Below are 17,626 nucleotides of genomic sequence, written 5' to 3' on the forward strand. Positions count from 1 at the left end.
GCCGCCAGCGTTCGTCCTGAGCCAGGATCAAACTCTCCAATAAAGTGTTTGACTTGCTCATTTCTTAACTGACGAGAATTTGTTCAATTCTCTTTATGCTCCACCATCCGACAAACCAAGGCTTGTACAGGATGATTTCGAATGGATTTCACTAGTGAAATCCTTGCTCACTCGTTGTTCAGTTTTCAAAGATCAATCATTTTTTATTGTCATCCGCATCTCAGCGGCGACTTTTATAATATATCATACTAGCTTGCTGTTGGTCAAGAGGTTTTTTTGATTATTTTTTCAACCAATTTTCTACCTGACCAGTGAATCTCTATCACCCGGAATCAAACGGGCGAACATTAATGTATCATAGAATATAAGTCTGCGTCAACTACCTAATATCGTTATTTTTAATCCAACAAGAAGGGCCACGCCCGGCAAGCCCAAAACCATGACGGTTCCTATGGTCATCGGATTCAGAGGAATATACGTTTCAGCCGCCAATCCGGAGAAATTCACAACATAGATAGCCACTGCCGAGAGAGCAAGATGGGCGCCGAATACGGTTAACCATCCCAGCCCGAGCTTCTTTCTAAACACTACATAGATAAGCAGCAAGAGCGATATGCATAGCACGCCTAGCACAATCATTTTCATAGATACTCCTCCTTCAATGGTCATTAGACATCCTCTCAGCCCTGGCTTAACCATTCTCCCTTTTTTGCTCGATATATTGCATCCTTGCCCCATCCAGGTTGAGCTGCTTGGCCTGTTTGAGATTCATCTGGTATTTGCGCTCCGCCGCCTCCAGCATATAGATCGCATAATCGATCTGATCCTGTCCCGTCGCCTCTTGAAACAGCAAGTGCGCCCGCTCCCACTCCATTTGGGATCTCTGGACGTCCAGGAAGACATGCCACATCCGTTCCTGATCCTCTGCAGTGATATACGTTTCCTCTACTTTTTTCCTGGACTGCTTCCACCATATCTTCATTCCGTTCACTCCCTATGAATATGAATGTTAAATAAATGCCATTAATTAGACCGTCTGTAACATTCATATCGAGAGAGGGACAAACTTAGAACCAAAATAACTCTTTCAATCTCTGCTTCCTATACCTTAAAGTGAGCAAACAAAAAAACGAGCCACCAGAATTGCTTCCGATGCTCGTTCTCGTATAGCTTTCATATCTCAAACAGTTGTTGCAAAAAATCACAAAATATCAGTTCAGTTCTCTTCGGCCTTCGAGTGCCTTCGATAAAGTCACTTCATCTGCATACTCCAAGTCACCGCCAACAGGCAGTCCATGGGCAATTCGGGTCACCTTAATATCAAAAGGGCGGACCAGACGCGATATGTACATCGCCGTTGCCTCTCCCTCGATATTGGCATTCGTGGCCAGAATCAGCTCTTTCACTCTCTCGTCGCTAAGACGCGTCAGCAGCTCCTTCAGACGGATTTCATCCGGTCCGATCCCCTCCATTGGAGATATGGCTCCATGGAGGACATGATAGTAGCCTTCGAATTCCTTTGTACGCTCCATAGCCACGAGATCCTTCGCATCCTGAACAACGCAGATGGTCGAAGCATCCCGGGTTTTGTCCTGACATACCCGGCATGGATCCGTATCGGTGATATTGCAGCAGACCGAGCAGTAATGCAGATTCCTTTTGACACTGACTAGCGCTTTGGCAAAATCAATAACGTCATCTTCCTTCATGTTTAGAACATGAAAAGCCAGGCGGGCGGCCGTCTTCGGCCCCACACCCGGCAGTCGCGTAAAGGCGTCGATGAGCTTCGCGATCGGTTCAGGATAGTACAAATGTAACTACTCCTTCTAGGTTAGATTAGAACAAGCCCGGAATTTTCATGCCGCCTGTGAATTTGCCCATATCAGCATTTGCGATTTCTTCAGCCTTGGCAAGAGCATCGTTAACCGCAGTCAATACCAGATCCTGCAGCATTTCCACGTCATCCGGATCAACCGCCTCAGGTTTGATGTTGATGGACAAAATTTGTTTATGACCATTCGCTTCCACGGTAACCACGCCACCGCCGGAAGTTCCTTCAACGGTTTTCGTAGCGAGCTCTTCCTGAGCCTTGAGCATTTGCTCCTGCATCTTTTTCACTTGCTTCATCATTTGGTTCATATTATTCATGATTCATCTCTCCTTATAATAGGGTGCACGTAGGGACGCGCTAGTCTTTTATGACAACGAGGTCTTCTCCAAACAACTGGATCGCCTCATCAATCCATGGTTTTTCCCCACCGGCCTCCGCTTCTTCGTGCTCAAGCTTAAGTTCTTCTGCCTGAGGCTTGCCAACTCCTTCTACCGCGTCACTCCAATCACGAAGCATCATGGTAACCAGATGATACGGCTTGCCAAGCGTTGACTCAAGAACCCCTTCAATCACCTGTTTATTGGCAGGTTTCTCCGTGGTTTCGCGGTGGATGTTGTTTTTAAAAGCGACAAGAACCTTGTCTTCCCATACGGATACGGGCTCACCATCCATCAGCCATGCGTGGACCGTTACCTTCTCCTCTTTCACGTTCTGCAGAATTTGGGCCCACTGCCGATGTACAGCTGTATAATCCTCTCCGGTCCGGCAGGATACATACTGATCCATATGCTGCGGAATCTTGGCTGTTGAAGCTGCTTTCGGTGCAGGTGTACGAGCAGACTTGGCCGGTTCACGTTGACCTGATGCAGGGACACCGTTTTGTATCAGTCGCTCCAGCTTTTTCTCAAGTGCAGCTACGTGCTGCTTCAGCTGAGCGAGTTCACCAGCATCGGCCGTACTATGGGCAGCTGCGGCCCCGCCCGCAGATTGGGTTATACCGGAGAGCTTAAGCAACGCTACCTCAAACAGAGTTTGCGGCTGCGAGGCGTATTTCATCTCACTTTGATACCGGTTCAGCGTATCAATCATTTGAAATAGTTCATCTCGGCTGAAGGCATTTGCCATCTCCTGAAACTCTGCCGGATTCAAAACCCGATCGGTCAGCTTGTCAGCGCCTGGAACCATCTTGATCATGAGCAAATCGCGGAAATAATACAGGAGATTCTCCATGCATTTATCTGCACTTTTTCCCTCCTGCATGAATTGCTCCACGATCTGCAGCACAAGCCCGGCATCCCCCTGTTTCACGGCACTGGCCAGACGGCCAAACTGCTCCGAGGCAATGCCGCCCGTCATGTCCATGACCTGCTGGTAAGATACCGTACCTCCGGTAAAGGAAGCAATCTGATCCAGAATGCTCAGCGCATCCCGCATACCGCCATCCGACAGACGTGCGATATACTGCAGCGCTTCATGCTCTGCCGTAATGCCTTCTTCTCCGCAAATCTGCTCCAGACGCCCGGTTTGTTCGTCCAAGGAAACCCTCCGGAAGTCAAACCGTTGACAGCGTGAGATGATCGTTGCCGGAAGCCTGTGCGGCTCTGTTGTCGCTAGTATAAACATCACGTGTGCCGGCGGTTCCTCCAGCGTTTTCAATAAGGCATTGAACGCTTCCGTCGTCAGCATGTGTACTTCATCGATAATATAAACCTTGCGCCGCACCTCGGTCGGTGCGTATTTGACTTTCTCCCGCAAATCACGGATTTCCTCAACGCCGCGGTTGGATGCAGCATCGATCTCCTGAACATCCATGACGGCTCCGGACGTTATACGCCGGCAGGCCTCGCATTCATTGCAGGGTTCCTCAGCCGGACCATGCTCGCAGTTCACGGCTTTGGCCAAAATTTTAGCGGCACTGGTCTTGCCCGTACCCCGTGGACCGCTGAACAGGTAGGCATGGGAAACCCGCTGCTCGCGAATGGCATTCTGCAGGGTCTGGATAATATGCTGCTGGCCCACCATGTCGCCGAACGACTGTGGTCGCCAAGCACGATATAACGCGATATGTTCCACTGTGCTTTACCCTCTTTCAACTTCCACTTCACGAGATCGAGAAAACCTAAGGTTTATACTAAGCCCGATCCTCGCGTGCTTTTACTGTTGCATTCATGGTCAATCCCAGCCCAAAAGGCGTGAGTTTAACGGTTATATTATACTACATTCTATACTACTTTCCCCTGCCTTAGCAAAACGTTTACTTGGAAAACTTTATCCAAAGTACACATGAAGGATTAGCTTAAGTGTATAGCCATCTCGACAAAAAACACCCTTGCCAATATGGCAAAGGTGTTATGTGCAGATATGTATACCGTGCACCTGTTATTGATAATTGCGATCCGAGCGGCAATCCTGAGCAACAACTCGGGCTAGGCACCCCTCCGGCACAAAAGCGATCTTGCTTATGGCTGCTTCCTTCCGGACCTGACCAGGTTCACAAGTGCTCATTGCGGAGGACCCAACCGTCAACGTTGAGCGCAGGGACCAGCCTCACATCGACAATACCTCTAACAGGAATTCAACCTCGCTACAGCGGATTGCGAGTTACAGGGCACCGCTACCTCCCCGTCTAGCACGGCGAACTTTAGTATATCGCATGGCTATCAAAAAAGCAACCGACGGAAGAAGTTGCATATACCACCAGCCCTGTAAACAGACAAAAACCCTTCGACCACAAGGGCGAAGGGTTTGTTTATTAGATACCGTATTTCTTCTTGAATCTATCAACACGACCGCCAGCATCCAGGAATTTCTGTTTACCTGTGAAGAACGGATGACAGTTCGAGCAAATCTCTACACGAAGATCTGGTTTTACAGAACCTGTCTCAAACGTATTACCGCAAGCACAAGTAACTGTAGTAACGTGATATTTCGGTTGAATATCTTGTTTCATTGTAGCTTTCACCTCTTTCCGCCCTGAGCCTCATGCGGACCCAGAGTTATATGGACACATAAATGGAGTATATCACGAGCATATTGAATGCGCAATAGCCCATACACAAATCATCAGACAAGTCCACAACTGGAATTTTAACCTGATTTTAACACAAGCAATGCCAGCACGATTCTGCTAGATAATCGAAGGTCTCTTCTTCGGTCTTGCCTGTCCCGCAGGCGGCACATGCGTATAGGAGCCAATCACCACATCCGGCAGCTCCTCCTGCATAATCTCAATAGCCTGCTTCATCCCCAGAATCTCGCCTTGCGCAGGCGGAATAAGCTCGAGATAGCTCTCAGGGTCAATATTGAGATTACGGAGCTGGATTAACTTGAGGCCCGTGCGGCGGGCAAACTCAATCATGGCCTCCAGCTCTTCCTCGCGATCGGTCACGCCCGGGAAGATCAGATAGTTGATGGATGTATACACGCCTTGATCGGTTGCATAACGAAGGGATTTCTCTACATTGGCCAGCGTATAGCCCCTTGGCTTGTAGTATGCGTTATAATGATCATCCAATGCACTGATCGTGCTGACCCTCATCAGATCAAGGCCGGCATCCACGATGCCGCGGATAAAATCGGTCAGTCCCGCATTGGTATTAATATTGATGTAGCCCATATCAGTCTGCGCCCGAACTTCTCTCATGGCTTCTATAATGATTTTCGCCTGCGTGGAGGGTTCTCCCTCACAACCTTGTCCAAAGCTGATGATCGATTCCGGCGTCTTCAGATGCTCCAGCATGACCTGCACCAGCTCATCCACTCTCGGACGGAAGTTCATGCGGGTCTGCGGCGCGACAAAGCCGCTGTCATCCGGCTGTTCCGATATACAACCGAAGCAACCGGCATTGCAGGAGTAAGATACGGGAACAGCGCCTTCCCAGCGATTCAGGAAGGTGTTGGATGCCGTCAGGCATTCATATCCTAATGCACAGTTAGACAGATGCTCATAGAGCCGATTCTCCGGATATTTCTCCTTCAGCGTCTTAACCCCAAGCTCAAGATCGTTCAGATCGCAGTTCACAGGGTTCCACTTCTCGGGGTCATCGGATAAACGCGCCGTCGTATAGAAGGCGCCATCCTTCCATACCACCGCCGAGTAACCAAATAGCGGCAGCTTATATTCCTTGTCCGACTTCACGTACCCTGGCAGGCACAAGCGGGTATAGCCTTGCGGCAAAAGCGCTCCGACAGCGGTATACCCATCCTCAAGCGGCATCATTTCACCGGTCTCCGGATCCATCCCGATCGCTCGGGTGCTCGGCAGCCCGACCAGTGTAGCTCCCTCCGGCAGAGGTATCAATTCATCATCCAATATTTCAACGATCATATCACCGCTTCGGGCAAGCCCGAACAGCTCGGAATGATCATATACGTTCCCTTGCTCATCTGCATAAACCAAATACATGTTGATCTCCTATTCTCCGGGTTGATTCAGGCTTAGCTCTGAGGTGCCGTCGCTGCAGATGCACGCGACGGGCGTCTGGCTGTCTGGCTCTGAGTCCCGGTCCCGCTCCCGTTATTGGCATTCACATCAAATGATGCCAAGAACTCCGCATTATTCTTGCTGTCACGCATTTTTTTGAGGAATCCTTCCACGAAGTCAGCAGAGTCATTCATATTTTTACGGATCGCCCAAATGGTATCCAGTTCATCCTTGTTCAAGAGCACCTCTTCACGCCGGGTACCGGAGCGACGAATGTCGATCGCCGGGAAAATACGGCGTTCCGCAAAGCGGCGGTCCAAGTGCAACTCCATATTGCCCGTACCTTTAAATTCCTCATAAATAATATCATCCATTCGCGATCCGGTTTCAACCAAGGCTGTAGCCAGAATCGTCAAGCTTCCGCCTTCCTCCACGTTACGCGCCGAACCGAAGAAGCGTTTCGGACGATGGAACGCAGCAGGATCAATACCGCCGCTCAGGGTTCTGCCGGACGGAGGGATGACCAGGTTATATGCACGCGCAAGACGGGTGATGCTGTCCAGCAATATAACAACGTCCTTCTTATGCTCCACCAGCCGCAAGGCACGGGACAATACCAGTTCCGCCACTTTAATATGGTTCTCCGGAAGCTCGTCAAAAGTAGAAGCAACCACCTCGCCCTTAACGGAACGCTGCATATCCGTCACTTCTTCAGGCCGTTCATCGATGAGTAAAACAAACAGTTCAATCTCTGGATTGTTAGTTGAGATGCTGTTGGCGATTTCTTTTAAGAGGAGCGTTTTCCCTGCTTTTGGCGGTGCTACGATCAAACCGCGTTGTCCTAAACCTACAGGTGCAAGCAGATCCATAATTCGGGTTGACAACTGATTAGGGGATGTTTCAAGAACAAGCTTTTCTTGCGGATATAGAGGAGTCAAGGCTGGGAAGTGCAATCGTTCCGCTGCGACGGCAGGATTCTCACCATTCACGGCGTTGACCTGCAGCAGCCCGAAGTAACGTTCGTTCTCTTTAGGTGTCCGGCATTTGCCCGAAACCAAATCTCCGGTCCGTAAATCAAATTTGCGAATCTGGGAGGCCGAAATGTAGATGTCCTCCGTGCTCGGCAAATAGTTGATCGGTCTAAGAAAACCGTAACCTTCCGGCAAAATCTCGAGTACGCCCTCCATGAACATCAAGCCGCTCTGTTCGGCCTGCGCCCGGAGAATGGCAAATATCAATTCTTTTTTCTTCAACTGGCCATAATAAGGAATCTGATACTTTTTGGCCAGCTTATACAGATCCGTCAGCTTCATGCCTTCCAAATCGGCTATTTGTAAATCCATTCAATAACCACCTATTCAATTATTTGTTTCTGTCACAGCAGACCCTGCTGTCATGTAGTCTATTATTCTATGAGAGCTTTACTAGGAGCATTACCCAAATCTGAGGGAGATATGCAGTTTCAACCACACATTTCCCTCATTTTGGTAAAAAATCATTCTTCCTCGGTCTCACGCCATACGTCGGCACCCAGCAAGCGCAGATTGGATACCAGATGGTCATAGCCGCGATCAATGAATTCTACGCCGCTTACCTCCGTCACCCCTTCGGGTACGGTTAGTCCCGCAATCACAAGAGCCGCGCCTGCGCGCAGGTCGGTCGCTTTGACCTTGGCTGCGTTCAGCGGACCACCCTCTATAATGGCCGAGCGTCCTTCCACGCGGATCTTGGCACCCATGCGAACTAACTCCGGAACATGTTTAAATCGGTTGCTATATACAAAATCACTAAGGACACTGACGCCTTCCGCTTGGGTAAGCAGGCTGGTCATCGGTGATTGCAAATCCGTTGCAAATCCAGGATATATAAGCGCCTTCACGTCCACGTGCTGATATCGGTCCTTACCGATCACGCGGATGCTTTCGTCCAGCTCCTCAATACCAACACCCATCTCGATCAACTTGGCCGTTAGGGCTTCAAGGTGTTTCGGGATGACGTTGTCAATCAGAACATCACCGCGAGTAGCTGCGGCAGCAATCATATATGTACCGGCCTGAATCCGGTCTGGAATAATGGAATGGCGGCAGCCATGCATCTCGGTTACGCCTTCAATCCGGATCGTTTCCGTTCCGGCGCCCTTAATGACAGCTCCCATGGAATTCAAAAGTGTTGCAACATCTATAATTTCAGGCTCTTTCGCCGCATTTTCAATAATTGTGGAGCCTTTGGCCTTAGCAGCCGCCAGCATAATATTAATCGTTGCACCAACACTGCTCACATCCAGATAGATCTTCGCGCCTCGCAGCTCTTTAGCATGCAGATGAATCGAACCGTGTTCATTGGTGACGGTTGCGCCTAACGCTTCAAAACCCTTAATGTGCTGGTCGATGGGACGAGGTTCGAAATTACAGCCGCCCGGCAGGCCGATCACGGCTTCTTTAAATCTTCCAAGCATGGCGCCCATCATATAGTAGGACGCGCGCAGTTTCTTAACGGGTCCGTTAGGCATCGGAATAGATTTGATATCAGAAGGGTCAATTCTCATCTGATTGCCTTCCCATGAAACTTGCCCGCCCAATTCTTCCAAGATCTCAGCATAAACAGCCACATCGCTGAGAAGCGGCAAATTATCAAGTACGACTTCCGATTCCGCCAGAATTGCGGCGGGAATTAACGCAATCGCGCTGTTCTTGGCACCACTGATTGTTACAGTACCTCGCAGTGGGCGTCCACCGCTGATCATCAATTTTTCCATAAGCTTTCGGGTCCCCCTACATCACTTCGCAGCCGGAAATGGTTCTGATGGCCGTCATACAAGAAAAACGTCTTATCGACGTTCCTTAAGGATGACAGACCGCATTTAGCGTTTCTTTTTGTTCTCGATGATCCGGTTGTGAAGCTCACAACCCGCTTGTACTTTGATATCTTAATAAATGAAATGGAAAAACACCGGCTACGCGGTGTGCTTTCCATTTCATTGTATGCAGCATAAGACAGCCTAAATATCTTAGGTGATTCCAATCGTCATGTCGTAGCCACTAGGACTACAAGCCACTTAACTATAAATAATTAAGCTTGATTGTTGGAACCAAACTCACGGATTTTGCCAACAACGGTTTCCTTGATTGCCTCACGGCCTGGTTTCAGGAATGTGCGCGGATCGTAAGCTTCCGGTTTAGCAGCAAGCACTTCACGAACAACTTTAGAGAACGAGATTTGGTTCTCGGTGTTCACGTTGATTTTGGAAGTACCCAAGGAGATAGCTTTCTTGATGTCATGCGTCGGAATGCCTGTACCACCATGAAGCACCAACGGAAGTTTCACAGCATTGCGAATCTCTTCCATCTCTTTGAAACCAAGGTTTGGTTCGCCTTTGTAAGGACCATGAACAGAACCAAGCGCAGGTGCCAATGTGTCGATGCCTGTTTCGTTCACGATGCGAACGCAATCGTCAAGCTTCGCGTACATTACGTCTCCGATAACATCATCTTCTTGTCCGCCGACCATACCGACTTCAGCTTCAACGGAAACGCCTTTAGCATGAGCATACTCAACGACTTGTTTCGTTGTTGCAATATTCGTATCAATCGGGCTGTGGGAATCATCGATCATAACCGAAGTGAATCCTGCGTCGATTGCTTCTTTACATTTCTCAACACTTGAACCGTGGTCAAGGTGAATGGCAACAGGAACTGTAACTTTCAGGTCCTCCATCAAACCTTTTACCATGTGTACGACGGTGCTGAATCCACCCATATAACGAGCTGCCCCTTCGGAAACACCAAGAATTACCGGTGATTTCTCTTGCTCAGCCGCTTCAAGAATCGCATATGTCCACTCCAGGTTGTTGATGTTGTATTGACCAACAGCATATTTACCTTCAAGTGCTTTGTTCAGCATGTCTGTCATTGATACTAATGGCATGGTTTCATCCTCCTATAGATGCTTAGTTTGTCTATGGTTTTTAGCCGATATAACATACGGACTTATTATACCACATCGCGTCATAAATACTAAACAAGCATTTCCTAAAATGCTGCGAAGGACCTCACATTCTGGCAAAAAAAAGAATTCCGCCCTTTGAGCAGAATTCATCATTCAACCGATATTACTGGCGGTCCCTTTCAGCTGCATATTGACGGCTTGACGCATCTCGTCAATATCAAAGGGTTTGGTAAAATGCATCAACGCACCAAGATCGGTTGCTTCTTTGATCATGTCAAGCTCTCCATAGGCTGTCATCATGATCACCTTAATGTCCGGATTCATCTGTTTTATATGCTTCAAAATCTCAAGCCCGTCCATTCCAGGAATTTTCATATCCAGCAGCACCAAATCCGGGGCATGCATCTTCACAATTTCAAGTGCGGCCTTGCCGTTTGCCGCTTGAAACGTCTCATATCCTTCACTGCTGAACACTTCCACAAGCAGGATGCGGATACCATTCTGGTCATCCACAATCAGCACTTTGTGTTTGCTTTCCTTGCTCATCCCTTCAACCTCCCCGATACTTAAATCGTACAATGAGTATATGCAAACTCGAAAGTTCCTAACTTTCCCATAAACCGACCATTATTTGTATTCGCCTGTAGATGTCGAATTCCTTCCTAACCTAAAAAAAGTAAGAAAAAAAGATGTACGAATTTGTTGTATACGAAATCGACAGCTCCGGACATCCGCTCTGAACGTTAGCTTGCCCTCTACGTCATTATGATAATGGATTTCTACGCAAAAAAGAGCCTCTTCAAAAGAGGCTCTTCTCATTATGCCTGATGCTGGATCGAGGCTTTTACAAATTCACGGAACAGCGGCTGCGGACGGTTCGGTCGGGAAGTGAATTCCGGATGGAATTGCACGGCGAGGAACCAAGGGTGTCCTGGCAGCTCTACAATTTCAACCAGACGTCCATCCGGAGAAGTACCGGATATGCGCAGACCTGCTTTTTCAATATCTTCGCGGTATTGGTTGTTGAACTCATACCGGTGGCGATGTCTTTCATATACCAGCTCGTCCTGGTAGCAGGACTCTGCAAGCGATCCTGGAACCAGCTTACATGGATACAGACCCAGACGCATCGTTCCGCCAAGATCCTCGATATCCTTCTGCTCCGGCAGCAGGTCGATGACTGGATATTCGGTAGCCGGATCAATTTCCGAGCTGTTCGCGCCGTTCAGACCAACAATCGAACGGGCATATTCAATAACGGACACTTGCATCCCAAGACAAATGCCGAAGAATGGAATGTTGCGTTCGCGGGCATAACGAATCGCACTGATCTTACCTTCGATACCCCGATCTCCAAATCCACCAGGTACAAGGATACCACCAATGCCACTCAACGCCTCTTCCACGTTGTCTGCCGTAATCTCTTCGGCATTCACCCAGCGGATCTTCACGTCAGCATTAGCATCAAAGCCTGCATGAGACAGGGATTCAACAACACTTAGATAAGCATCGTGCAGTGCGACATACTTACCAACGATTGCAATCTCAACGGTCTTCTCCAGCTTGGATACACGCTCCACCAGATCCTCCCACTCGCTCATATCCGGCGCAGGGGTAGTCAATTTCAAATGATTGACAACAATTTCATCAAGACCTTCTTCACGCAAATTCAGCGGTACCTCATACAGCGAGGAGGCATCGCGACATTCTACAACCGCGTTAGGATCGATATCGCAGAAGAGCGCGATTTTTGCTTTCATCTCGGTTGAAAGCTCATGCTCCGTACGGCATACGATAACATTCGGCTGAATGCCGATACTGCGGAGTTCTTTTACACTATGCTGGGTCGGCTTCGTTTTCACTTCACCGGCTGCCTTAATATATGGAATGAGGGTTACATGAATATACATTACGTTCTCACGGCCAACGTCGCTCTTAATTTGACGGATCGCCTCAAGGAAAGGAAGACTTTCGATATCGCCGACCGTTCCGCCGATCTCGGTAATAACCACATCCGAACCCGCTTCACGGCCTGCACGGAACACGCGCTCCTTGATCTCGTTCGTAATATGAGGAATCACCTGCACGGTACCGCCCAAATATTCTCCCCGACGTTCCTTGCTGATAACAGAAGAGTATACTTTCCCTGTTGTCACATTGCTGTTCTTCGACAGGTTAATATCGATGAAGCGCTCATAGTGTCCCAGGTCCAGGTCGGTTTCCGCACCGTCGTCCGTAACGAATACTTCGCCATGCTGGTAAGGACTCATGGTGCCCGGATCTATATTAATGTACGGATCGAATTTCTGAATCGTTACCTTGAGCCCTCTGTTCTTAAGCAATCTACCGAGCGAAGCGGCGGTAATTCCCTTACCAAGAGATGACACGACCCCGCCTGTTACAAAAATATACTTTGTCACTGTAAAAACCCTCCTATATAATCTCCATAACTTCAGGCGACATATGATGTTTATCCTAACCCGTTTTCCCCTGATTCATCAGAGGGACCAACAAAAAAGCATCGCTCGCTTCCAAAAATGGTGAGCGAGCTGACCTCCGACCTATTACAAACCGCATATATTGACGCTTAAATGATCCTCGTATCATGTCGAGCTGCTTAACACGCCATGCGTTATGAGGCATCAAGACGAGCGGTTTCCATACCTCATCTTAGAAAACTGCAAACCTGAGTCTGTGAACATAAGGTTTAACAGCGGATTTCCCCCACCGGCGGAATACTCACTGCAAGAGACCATGAAAGTCCAGTCCCTACAGGAAGGATGCCTCCACAGTCCAAAGAAAAAATGTCTATCGACAAACTTCCAGAAGACAGACCGCTTTTGATAAGGTAGTTTCTCTTGCGTTATTAGGCCCAGAAGCTAGCGTCGTTTACACTTTCTGAGCCTTAAAAACAAAAAAAGTGACCCCGAATAAATAACGGGGCACTTTTATATTAAACATATTTAATCCACAATCATAAGCCCAAGCAATAGTTTACTCTGTGCCTTGTCTGCTTGTCAAGAGAAGAAGCAACCTCAAAATTCCCCAATCGGCTGACACTGTAAAACACAGTCATAATCAGCGCAGACAAGTACGAAAGTCCCTGCTGCATGTGGGATTAATCCTTATCGTCTTCCTCAAATGCTTCATCTTCCAGATCATCTTCCTCATCGGATTCGGAATCCTCGTCATCCAATTCGTCATCATCCAGAACAACCTCTTCGTCTACTTCATCATCGGCATCGTCATCATCCGGGAAGAGATCGTCGTGATCATCATCATCTTCATCGATACTGTCGAAATCCTCCTCGACATCGTCACCGCTATAAGTATCCTCTTCATCGGTGAAGTCATCGTCATCATCATCTTCATCGTTGATGATCCGCGGACGCTTGGCGTTCGCAATCGGATCTTCGGACTTCTCCAGCGGATACCAGCGCTTTAGTCCCCACAGATTCGTTCCTACACATGCGAAACGTCCGTCTATATTGATCTCGGTATATAACTGGGCAATCGTTTCGTTAATTTCCTGTTCCGTAAAGCCGCGAAGCTTGGCCACCTCATTCATAAGGTCACGGTAATAATACGGCGTATTCGCCGCCTTCAGAACCATAAAAGCCAGGTCAACCATTGGGATTTCCTGAATCTTCTCCGGATCGATCTTTAAATTGAGCGGATTACTCACTAACGCACACTTCCTCTCACACAATCTTCACGTTATACCCTCAACATATCCATTATCAAAACTAAGTAAAACCTATTTGGAAATAAAAATCAAGTTTTTCTGCGCCATTACCCATCAGATACCAAAAGGAAAAAGACGGAGACAATTGTCTCCGTCTTCTGACTGTATCCGCCCCAAGGATCGACTCCTTACGGGATTAGATAAGAGAACCTTGATGTTCTCTCCATGTATCTTATGTTAGCCCTGCTCCTTTGACACGGTAAACAGGGCCTATTTCCCGGAAAAAGGGCAACATCCCATTCGGGCACTCTCCCCGGTTCATACAATACTGAAGCAACGGTTCATCGAGAAGGGAGATTGCCACATATGGATTACACCCGGATCATGCAATCACTACTTACAGAGACGAACCCTATGCGGAACGTCCGGGAAATGAACCGGCGGCTCCTCACGTTTCATGACCCTCAGCTGTACCAGGAATGTATCCGCGAATGGATACGACTTGTCGGGAAAAGGCGTTTCCCGAGTTCAGTCAGCTATTCGCCGCTTACCCAAACCATCATCGCTCCAGCTCCCCAAACCGCGAAGTTTGAAGCGGAGTTCCGGAATGAACTGATGGTAGAAGAGGATGACCAGGTTCATATCCAAGCCATACAAGGGACAATTGGAACGCTAACCGGGATCCCATGGGGTATCAAGCAAATCAAAGCCCCTCAAGCCTGGTCGATCTCGACAGGACACCGCATGAAGATTGCGGTTATCGACACGGGGGTGGATTTCGCTCACCCCGATCTGAAGTATTCGCTGACTCGAGGGATTAATCTCGTCCACCGGAACATACCGCCATATGATGACAACGGACACGGAACACATATTTCGGGTACCATCGCTGCTGCGAACAGTACGCAGGGCATGATTGGCGTTGCTCCAAGATCTGTGGTGTATCCAGTCAAAGCCTTTGATCACAACGGATCCGCCTTTGTGTCGGATATCATTCTGGCCATCGACTGGTGCGTGCGGGCCGAGATCGATATCATTAATATGAGTTTCGGTATGCAGACCCGAAGCCGTACGCTGCTGGATATTGTGGGCAAGGCCAACCAAGCAGGCGTCATTATTGTAGCCTCCTCCGGCAATGACGGCAAACGCCGTACCGCGGACTATCCTGCCCGTTATCCTCAAACCATATCCGTCGGAGCTACCGACCGCAACCGGAAGATCCCTGCCTTTAGCAATCGCGGGCAATTTGTCGATATTTATGCGCCTGGAGATAAAATCGTGTCCGCTTGGCTGCAAGGAAAATACCACGAGATGAGCGGCACCTCTATGGCGACTTCGCACGTCAGCGGAGCGATCGCTCTGCTGCTTGCGCAAAAGCCTGACCTGAAAAAAACGGCTACCATTAAGGCCCTGCTGCGACGCACCTCCTCTCCCCTTAAGCTTAAAAAAGGATACAGCGTCTCCGATGGAGAGGTAAATGCCTTGAAATTTTTGCGCGAGGGCATGAAATTATAGACTGATTCTTCAGCAGTTAGAAAAGAAAGCCCGTTTACAAATTAAAAACAGCCGCCTTTCCACGGAAAGACGGCTGCTGTCACATATTCAAATTAAGGCTCCTTACATCCGTTCCGGCGCCGATACGCCCATCAGGCGAAGCACGTTAGCAATGACCGTACGAACAGCTCGAAGCAAAGCCAGGCGAGCCTGCGTTTGATCCGTATCCTCCGTAATCACGCGCTCAGCTCGATAGTAGCTGTGGAACAAGGAGGCCAGCTCGTATACATACCGGATAAGTCGGTGCGGAGCATAGTTCTCTGCAGCAAGCGACACTTCCTGCGGAAGCTCTCCTATTTTGCGCAAAATGTCGTATTCATGCTCGGTTGTCAGAACGCTCAGGTTCACTTCCGAAAGCGGCAGGAGATTAACGCCCTGCTCCTCCGCTTGGCGGAATACGCTGCAGATACGTGCGTGAGCATACTGCACATAGAAGACCGGATTCTCATTGGACGTAGACACCGCCAGATCCATATCGAAATCCAGATGCGAATCCATGCTGCGCATAGTGAAGAAATAGCGGATTGCGTCTACGCCGACCTCATCCATCAGGTCTTCCATCGTGACCGCTTTACCGGTACGCTTGGACATTTTCACTTTCTCGCCATCCTGGAACAGGCTGACCATCTGGGCGATCAATACAATCAGTTTGTCCGGATCATTGCCCAGCGCCTCCATAGCTGCCTTCATCCGCGGAATGTAACCATGGTGATCGGCTCCCCAAATATTGAGGATCTTGTCGTAGCCGCGCTCGTATTTATTGCGATGGTAAGCAATATCCGGCGTCAGGTAAGTATAGGTTCCGTCATTCTTCACGAGGACGCGGTCTTTGTCATCCCCATAGTCGGTGGTACGAAGCCAGGTTGCCCCATCCTTCTCATAAGCTTCGCCCTTCGATTTCAGCTCTTCCAGGGATTTCTCCACGAGTCCGTTCTCGTACAGGGATGTCTCACTAAACCATTCGTCAAAATGAACGCGGAATCGATTCAAATCGCGTTTGATTTTATCCAGTTCCTTCTCAAGTCCAAACTGGCGAAGGAATGCCGCTCTCTCGCCTGGATCCATGGACAGCAAAGAGTCGCCCTTCTCGGCTACAAGCTCTTTGGCAAACCCTTTGATATCTTCGCCATGGTATCCATCTTCCGGCATTTCGGCATCCTGTCCGAGCTCCTGCAGATAACGGGCTTCGAGGGATTTTATCAGATTGACCACCTGGTTGCCTGCATCATTGATGTAGTATTCGCGCGTCACTTCGTAGCCTGCAAAATCAAGCACATTGCAGAGGGCATCGCCTACCGCCGCTCCGCGGGCATGTCCCAGATGCAGACTTCCCGTGGGATTGGCGCTGACAAACTCCATCTGAACCTTTTGCCCCTCTCCCGTAGCAATTCGCCCGTAGTTGTCGCCCTGTTCTTCTACCAACGCAACGATCGGATAGAGGTAGCCCTTGTCCAAGGTAAAGTTAATGAATCCTGGCCCGGCTATTTCTGCTTTTTCAATGGAAGCCTTCGCCATGTCCAGATGTTCCAGGATAGCCTCCGCAATTTGTCGCGGGTTCTTCTTGGCGATTCGTGTCAACTGCATCGCTACGTTCGTAGCCAAGTCGCCATGCGACTTATCCTTGGGAACTTCAAGCGTAATGCCTTGCAATTCCTCACGGGAAACCAGCCCTGCAGCTACGGCAGCGTCCGCCACCGCTTCTGCAACCAGCCCGTTAATGTGATCTAATGGATTCATTGTCATGATTCATGTTCCTCCTGAATAGTCAAACTGATAGAAAAGTGTCCCGAAAACTCGTCAAACACATATAGATCATACGCCCAAGCCGCTCGTCCGGACACGCCTTCAAGCGCAAGCTCCAGACGCTGGGTGTGCGTAGACAGATTAAATGAAGTGTACGGGGAGCGGTAATACCCAGGCAATCGCTGACCCAGCTTAAATGCCTGCTCGGACTCCACCTCGCCGTGACGGATCAGCTTCAGCTCGTCCTCCGTCAGCTTGAGCATGGCCCGGGTTTCCCCTTGATGCGGTCCAAGCGCTGGTTCGGTATAGCGAACATACAGGACATTCCCTTTGATAAACGCCTCTGCCGGAAGCTCCTGTATCGTATTCTCCCCTTCGTGAAGGCTTTGAAGACGGATGCTCACTTGTTTTCGGTCGTTCATATTCGCTCCTCTTTTCCTTACCT

16 protein-coding genes and 1 other RNA gene are annotated in these 17,626 nt (G+C 49.0%); 1 reads left to right on the forward strand and 16 read right to left on the reverse strand.

The genetic code is table 11. The features are described from left to right. Positions 1-375 precede the first annotated feature (375 nt). From ACQKPA_RS31330 to rpoE, 14 genes are all read right to left on the reverse strand, one after another. Positions 376-645 carry a pro-sigmaK processing inhibitor BofA family protein gene (locus ACQKPA_RS31330; RefSeq protein ID WP_071222340.1) on the reverse strand — a complete coding sequence of 90 codons (270 nt, stop codon included), beginning with the start codon at positions 643-645 and terminating at the stop codon, positions 376-378. Positions 646-691: 46 nt separating this feature from the next. Next, positions 692-982: a DUF2508 family protein gene (locus ACQKPA_RS31335; protein ID WP_071222339.1), complete on the reverse strand. Its 291-nt coding sequence runs from the start codon at positions 980-982 to the stop codon at positions 692-694. Between the two features lie 229 nt (positions 983-1,211). Continuing rightward, the gene (gene recR, locus ACQKPA_RS31340) at positions 1,212-1,811 is read right to left on the reverse strand and encodes a recombination mediator RecR (protein ID WP_427496231.1); all 600 of its coding nucleotides are present in this window, start codon (positions 1,809-1,811) and stop codon (positions 1,212-1,214) included. A gap of 25 nt (positions 1,812-1,836) precedes the next feature. Then, complete coding sequence (locus tag ACQKPA_RS31345) at positions 1,837-2,148, reverse strand: YbaB/EbfC family nucleoid-associated protein (protein WP_009595540.1); 312 nt, start codon at positions 2,146-2,148, stop codon at positions 1,837-1,839. A gap of 40 nt (positions 2,149-2,188) precedes the next feature. Continuing rightward, complete coding sequence (gene dnaX / locus ACQKPA_RS31350) at positions 2,189-3,904, reverse strand: DNA polymerase III subunit gamma/tau (RefSeq protein ID WP_427496232.1); 1,716 nt, start codon at positions 3,902-3,904, stop codon at positions 2,189-2,191. A gap of 295 nt (positions 3,905-4,199) precedes the next feature. Next, positions 4,200-4,466: signal recognition particle sRNA large type (gene ffs, locus ACQKPA_RS31355), an RNA gene on the reverse strand. A gap of 117 nt (positions 4,467-4,583) precedes the next feature. Beyond that, complete coding sequence (gene rpmE, locus ACQKPA_RS31360; RefSeq protein ID WP_006207505.1) at positions 4,584-4,781, reverse strand: 50S ribosomal protein L31; 198 nt, start codon at positions 4,779-4,781, stop codon at positions 4,584-4,586. A 177-nt stretch (positions 4,782-4,958) separates the two neighbouring features. Further along, positions 4,959-6,236, reverse strand: coding sequence for a radical SAM protein (locus ACQKPA_RS31365; protein ID WP_071222336.1), 1,278 nt, complete (start codon positions 6,234-6,236; stop codon positions 4,959-4,961). A 32-nt stretch (positions 6,237-6,268) separates the two neighbouring features. Then, entirely contained in the window at positions 6,269-7,597 is a 1,329-nt protein-coding gene (gene rho, locus ACQKPA_RS31370) for a transcription termination factor Rho (RefSeq protein ID WP_071222335.1), read from the reverse strand. A gap of 152 nt (positions 7,598-7,749) precedes the next feature. Further along, a complete protein-coding gene (locus ACQKPA_RS31375; RefSeq protein WP_427496233.1) occupies positions 7,750-9,009 on the reverse strand; it encodes a UDP-N-acetylglucosamine 1-carboxyvinyltransferase in 1,260 nt (419 codons plus the stop codon). 314 nt (positions 9,010-9,323) lie between these two features. Further along, entirely contained in the window at positions 9,324-10,178 is an 855-nt protein-coding gene (gene fba, locus ACQKPA_RS31380; protein WP_071222333.1) for a class II fructose-1,6-bisphosphate aldolase, read from the reverse strand. Between the two features lie 174 nt (positions 10,179-10,352). Continuing rightward, the gene (locus ACQKPA_RS31385) at positions 10,353-10,745 is read right to left on the reverse strand and encodes a response regulator (protein ID WP_071222332.1); all 393 of its coding nucleotides are present in this window, start codon (positions 10,743-10,745) and stop codon (positions 10,353-10,355) included. Positions 10,746-11,017: 272 nt separating this feature from the next. Continuing rightward, positions 11,018-12,619 carry a CTP synthase gene (locus tag ACQKPA_RS31390; RefSeq protein ID WP_071221150.1) on the reverse strand — a complete coding sequence of 534 codons (1,602 nt, stop codon included), beginning with the start codon at positions 12,617-12,619 and terminating at the stop codon, positions 11,018-11,020. Positions 12,620-13,317: 698 nt separating this feature from the next. Then, complete coding sequence (gene rpoE / locus ACQKPA_RS31395; protein WP_427496234.1) at positions 13,318-13,884, reverse strand: DNA-directed RNA polymerase subunit delta; 567 nt, start codon at positions 13,882-13,884, stop codon at positions 13,318-13,320. 366 nt (positions 13,885-14,250) lie between these two features. Between rpoE and ACQKPA_RS31400 the strand changes: the two genes are divergently transcribed. Further along, positions 14,251-15,399, forward strand: coding sequence for a S8 family peptidase (locus tag ACQKPA_RS31400; protein WP_427496235.1), 1,149 nt, complete (start codon positions 14,251-14,253; stop codon positions 15,397-15,399). A gap of 102 nt (positions 15,400-15,501) precedes the next feature. On the opposite strand, the gene argS is transcribed toward ACQKPA_RS31400, so the two are convergent. Then, complete coding sequence (gene argS, locus ACQKPA_RS31405; RefSeq protein ID WP_427496236.1) at positions 15,502-17,181, reverse strand: arginine--tRNA ligase; 1,680 nt, start codon at positions 17,179-17,181, stop codon at positions 15,502-15,504. Continuing rightward, complete coding sequence (locus ACQKPA_RS31410; protein WP_427496237.1) at positions 17,178-17,603, reverse strand: DUF1934 domain-containing protein; 426 nt, start codon at positions 17,601-17,603, stop codon at positions 17,178-17,180. Before ACQKPA_RS31410 ends, argS begins: the two co-directional genes overlap by 4 nt. Positions 17,604-17,626: the final 23 nt, after the last annotated feature.

The sequence above is a fragment of the Paenibacillus sp. NPDC093718 genome (assembly GCF_050279985.1).
Taxonomy (GTDB): Bacteria; Bacillota; Bacilli; order Paenibacillales; family Paenibacillaceae; genus Paenibacillus_AQ.

What these genes read in the sequence shown, in the direction of transcription:
- ACQKPA_RS31330 (WP_071222340.1), bottom strand. Translation starts at nt 645, where the DNA reads ATGAAAATGATTGTGCTAGGCGTGCTATGCATATCGCTCTTGCTGCTT.
- ACQKPA_RS31335 (WP_071222339.1), bottom strand. Translation starts at nt 982, where the DNA reads ATGAAGATATGGTGGAAGCAGTCCAGGAAAAAAGTAGAGGAAACGTAT.
- ACQKPA_RS31345 (WP_009595540.1), bottom strand. Translation starts at nt 2,148, where the DNA reads ATGAATAATATGAACCAAATGATGAAGCAAGTGAAAAAGATGCAGGAG.
- rpmE (WP_006207505.1), bottom strand. Translation starts at nt 4,781, where the DNA reads ATGAAACAAGATATTCAACCGAAATATCACGTTACTACAGTTACTTGT.
- ACQKPA_RS31365 (WP_071222336.1), bottom strand. Translation starts at nt 6,236, where the DNA reads ATGTATTTGGTTTATGCAGATGAGCAAGGGAACGTATATGATCATTCC.
- rho (WP_071222335.1), bottom strand. Translation starts at nt 7,597, where the DNA reads ATGGATTTACAAATAGCCGATTTGGAAGGCATGAAGCTGACGGATCTG.
- ACQKPA_RS31375 (WP_427496233.1), bottom strand. Translation starts at nt 9,009, where the DNA reads ATGGAAAAATTGATGATCAGCGGTGGACGCCCACTGCGAGGTACTGTA.
- fba (WP_071222333.1), bottom strand. Translation starts at nt 10,178, where the DNA reads ATGCCATTAGTATCAATGACAGACATGCTGAACAAAGCACTTGAAGGT.
- ACQKPA_RS31385 (WP_071222332.1), bottom strand. Translation starts at nt 10,745, where the DNA reads ATGAGCAAGGAAAGCAAACACAAAGTGCTGATTGTGGATGACCAGAAT.
- ACQKPA_RS31400 (WP_427496235.1), top strand. Translation starts at nt 14,251, where the DNA reads ATGGATTACACCCGGATCATGCAATCACTACTTACAGAGACGAACCCT.
- argS (WP_427496236.1), bottom strand. Translation starts at nt 17,181, where the DNA reads ATGACAATGAATCCATTAGATCACATTAACGGGCTGGTTGCAGAAGCG.
- ACQKPA_RS31410 (WP_427496237.1), bottom strand. Translation starts at nt 17,603, where the DNA reads ATGAACGACCGAAAACAAGTGAGCATCCGTCTTCAAAGCCTTCACGAA.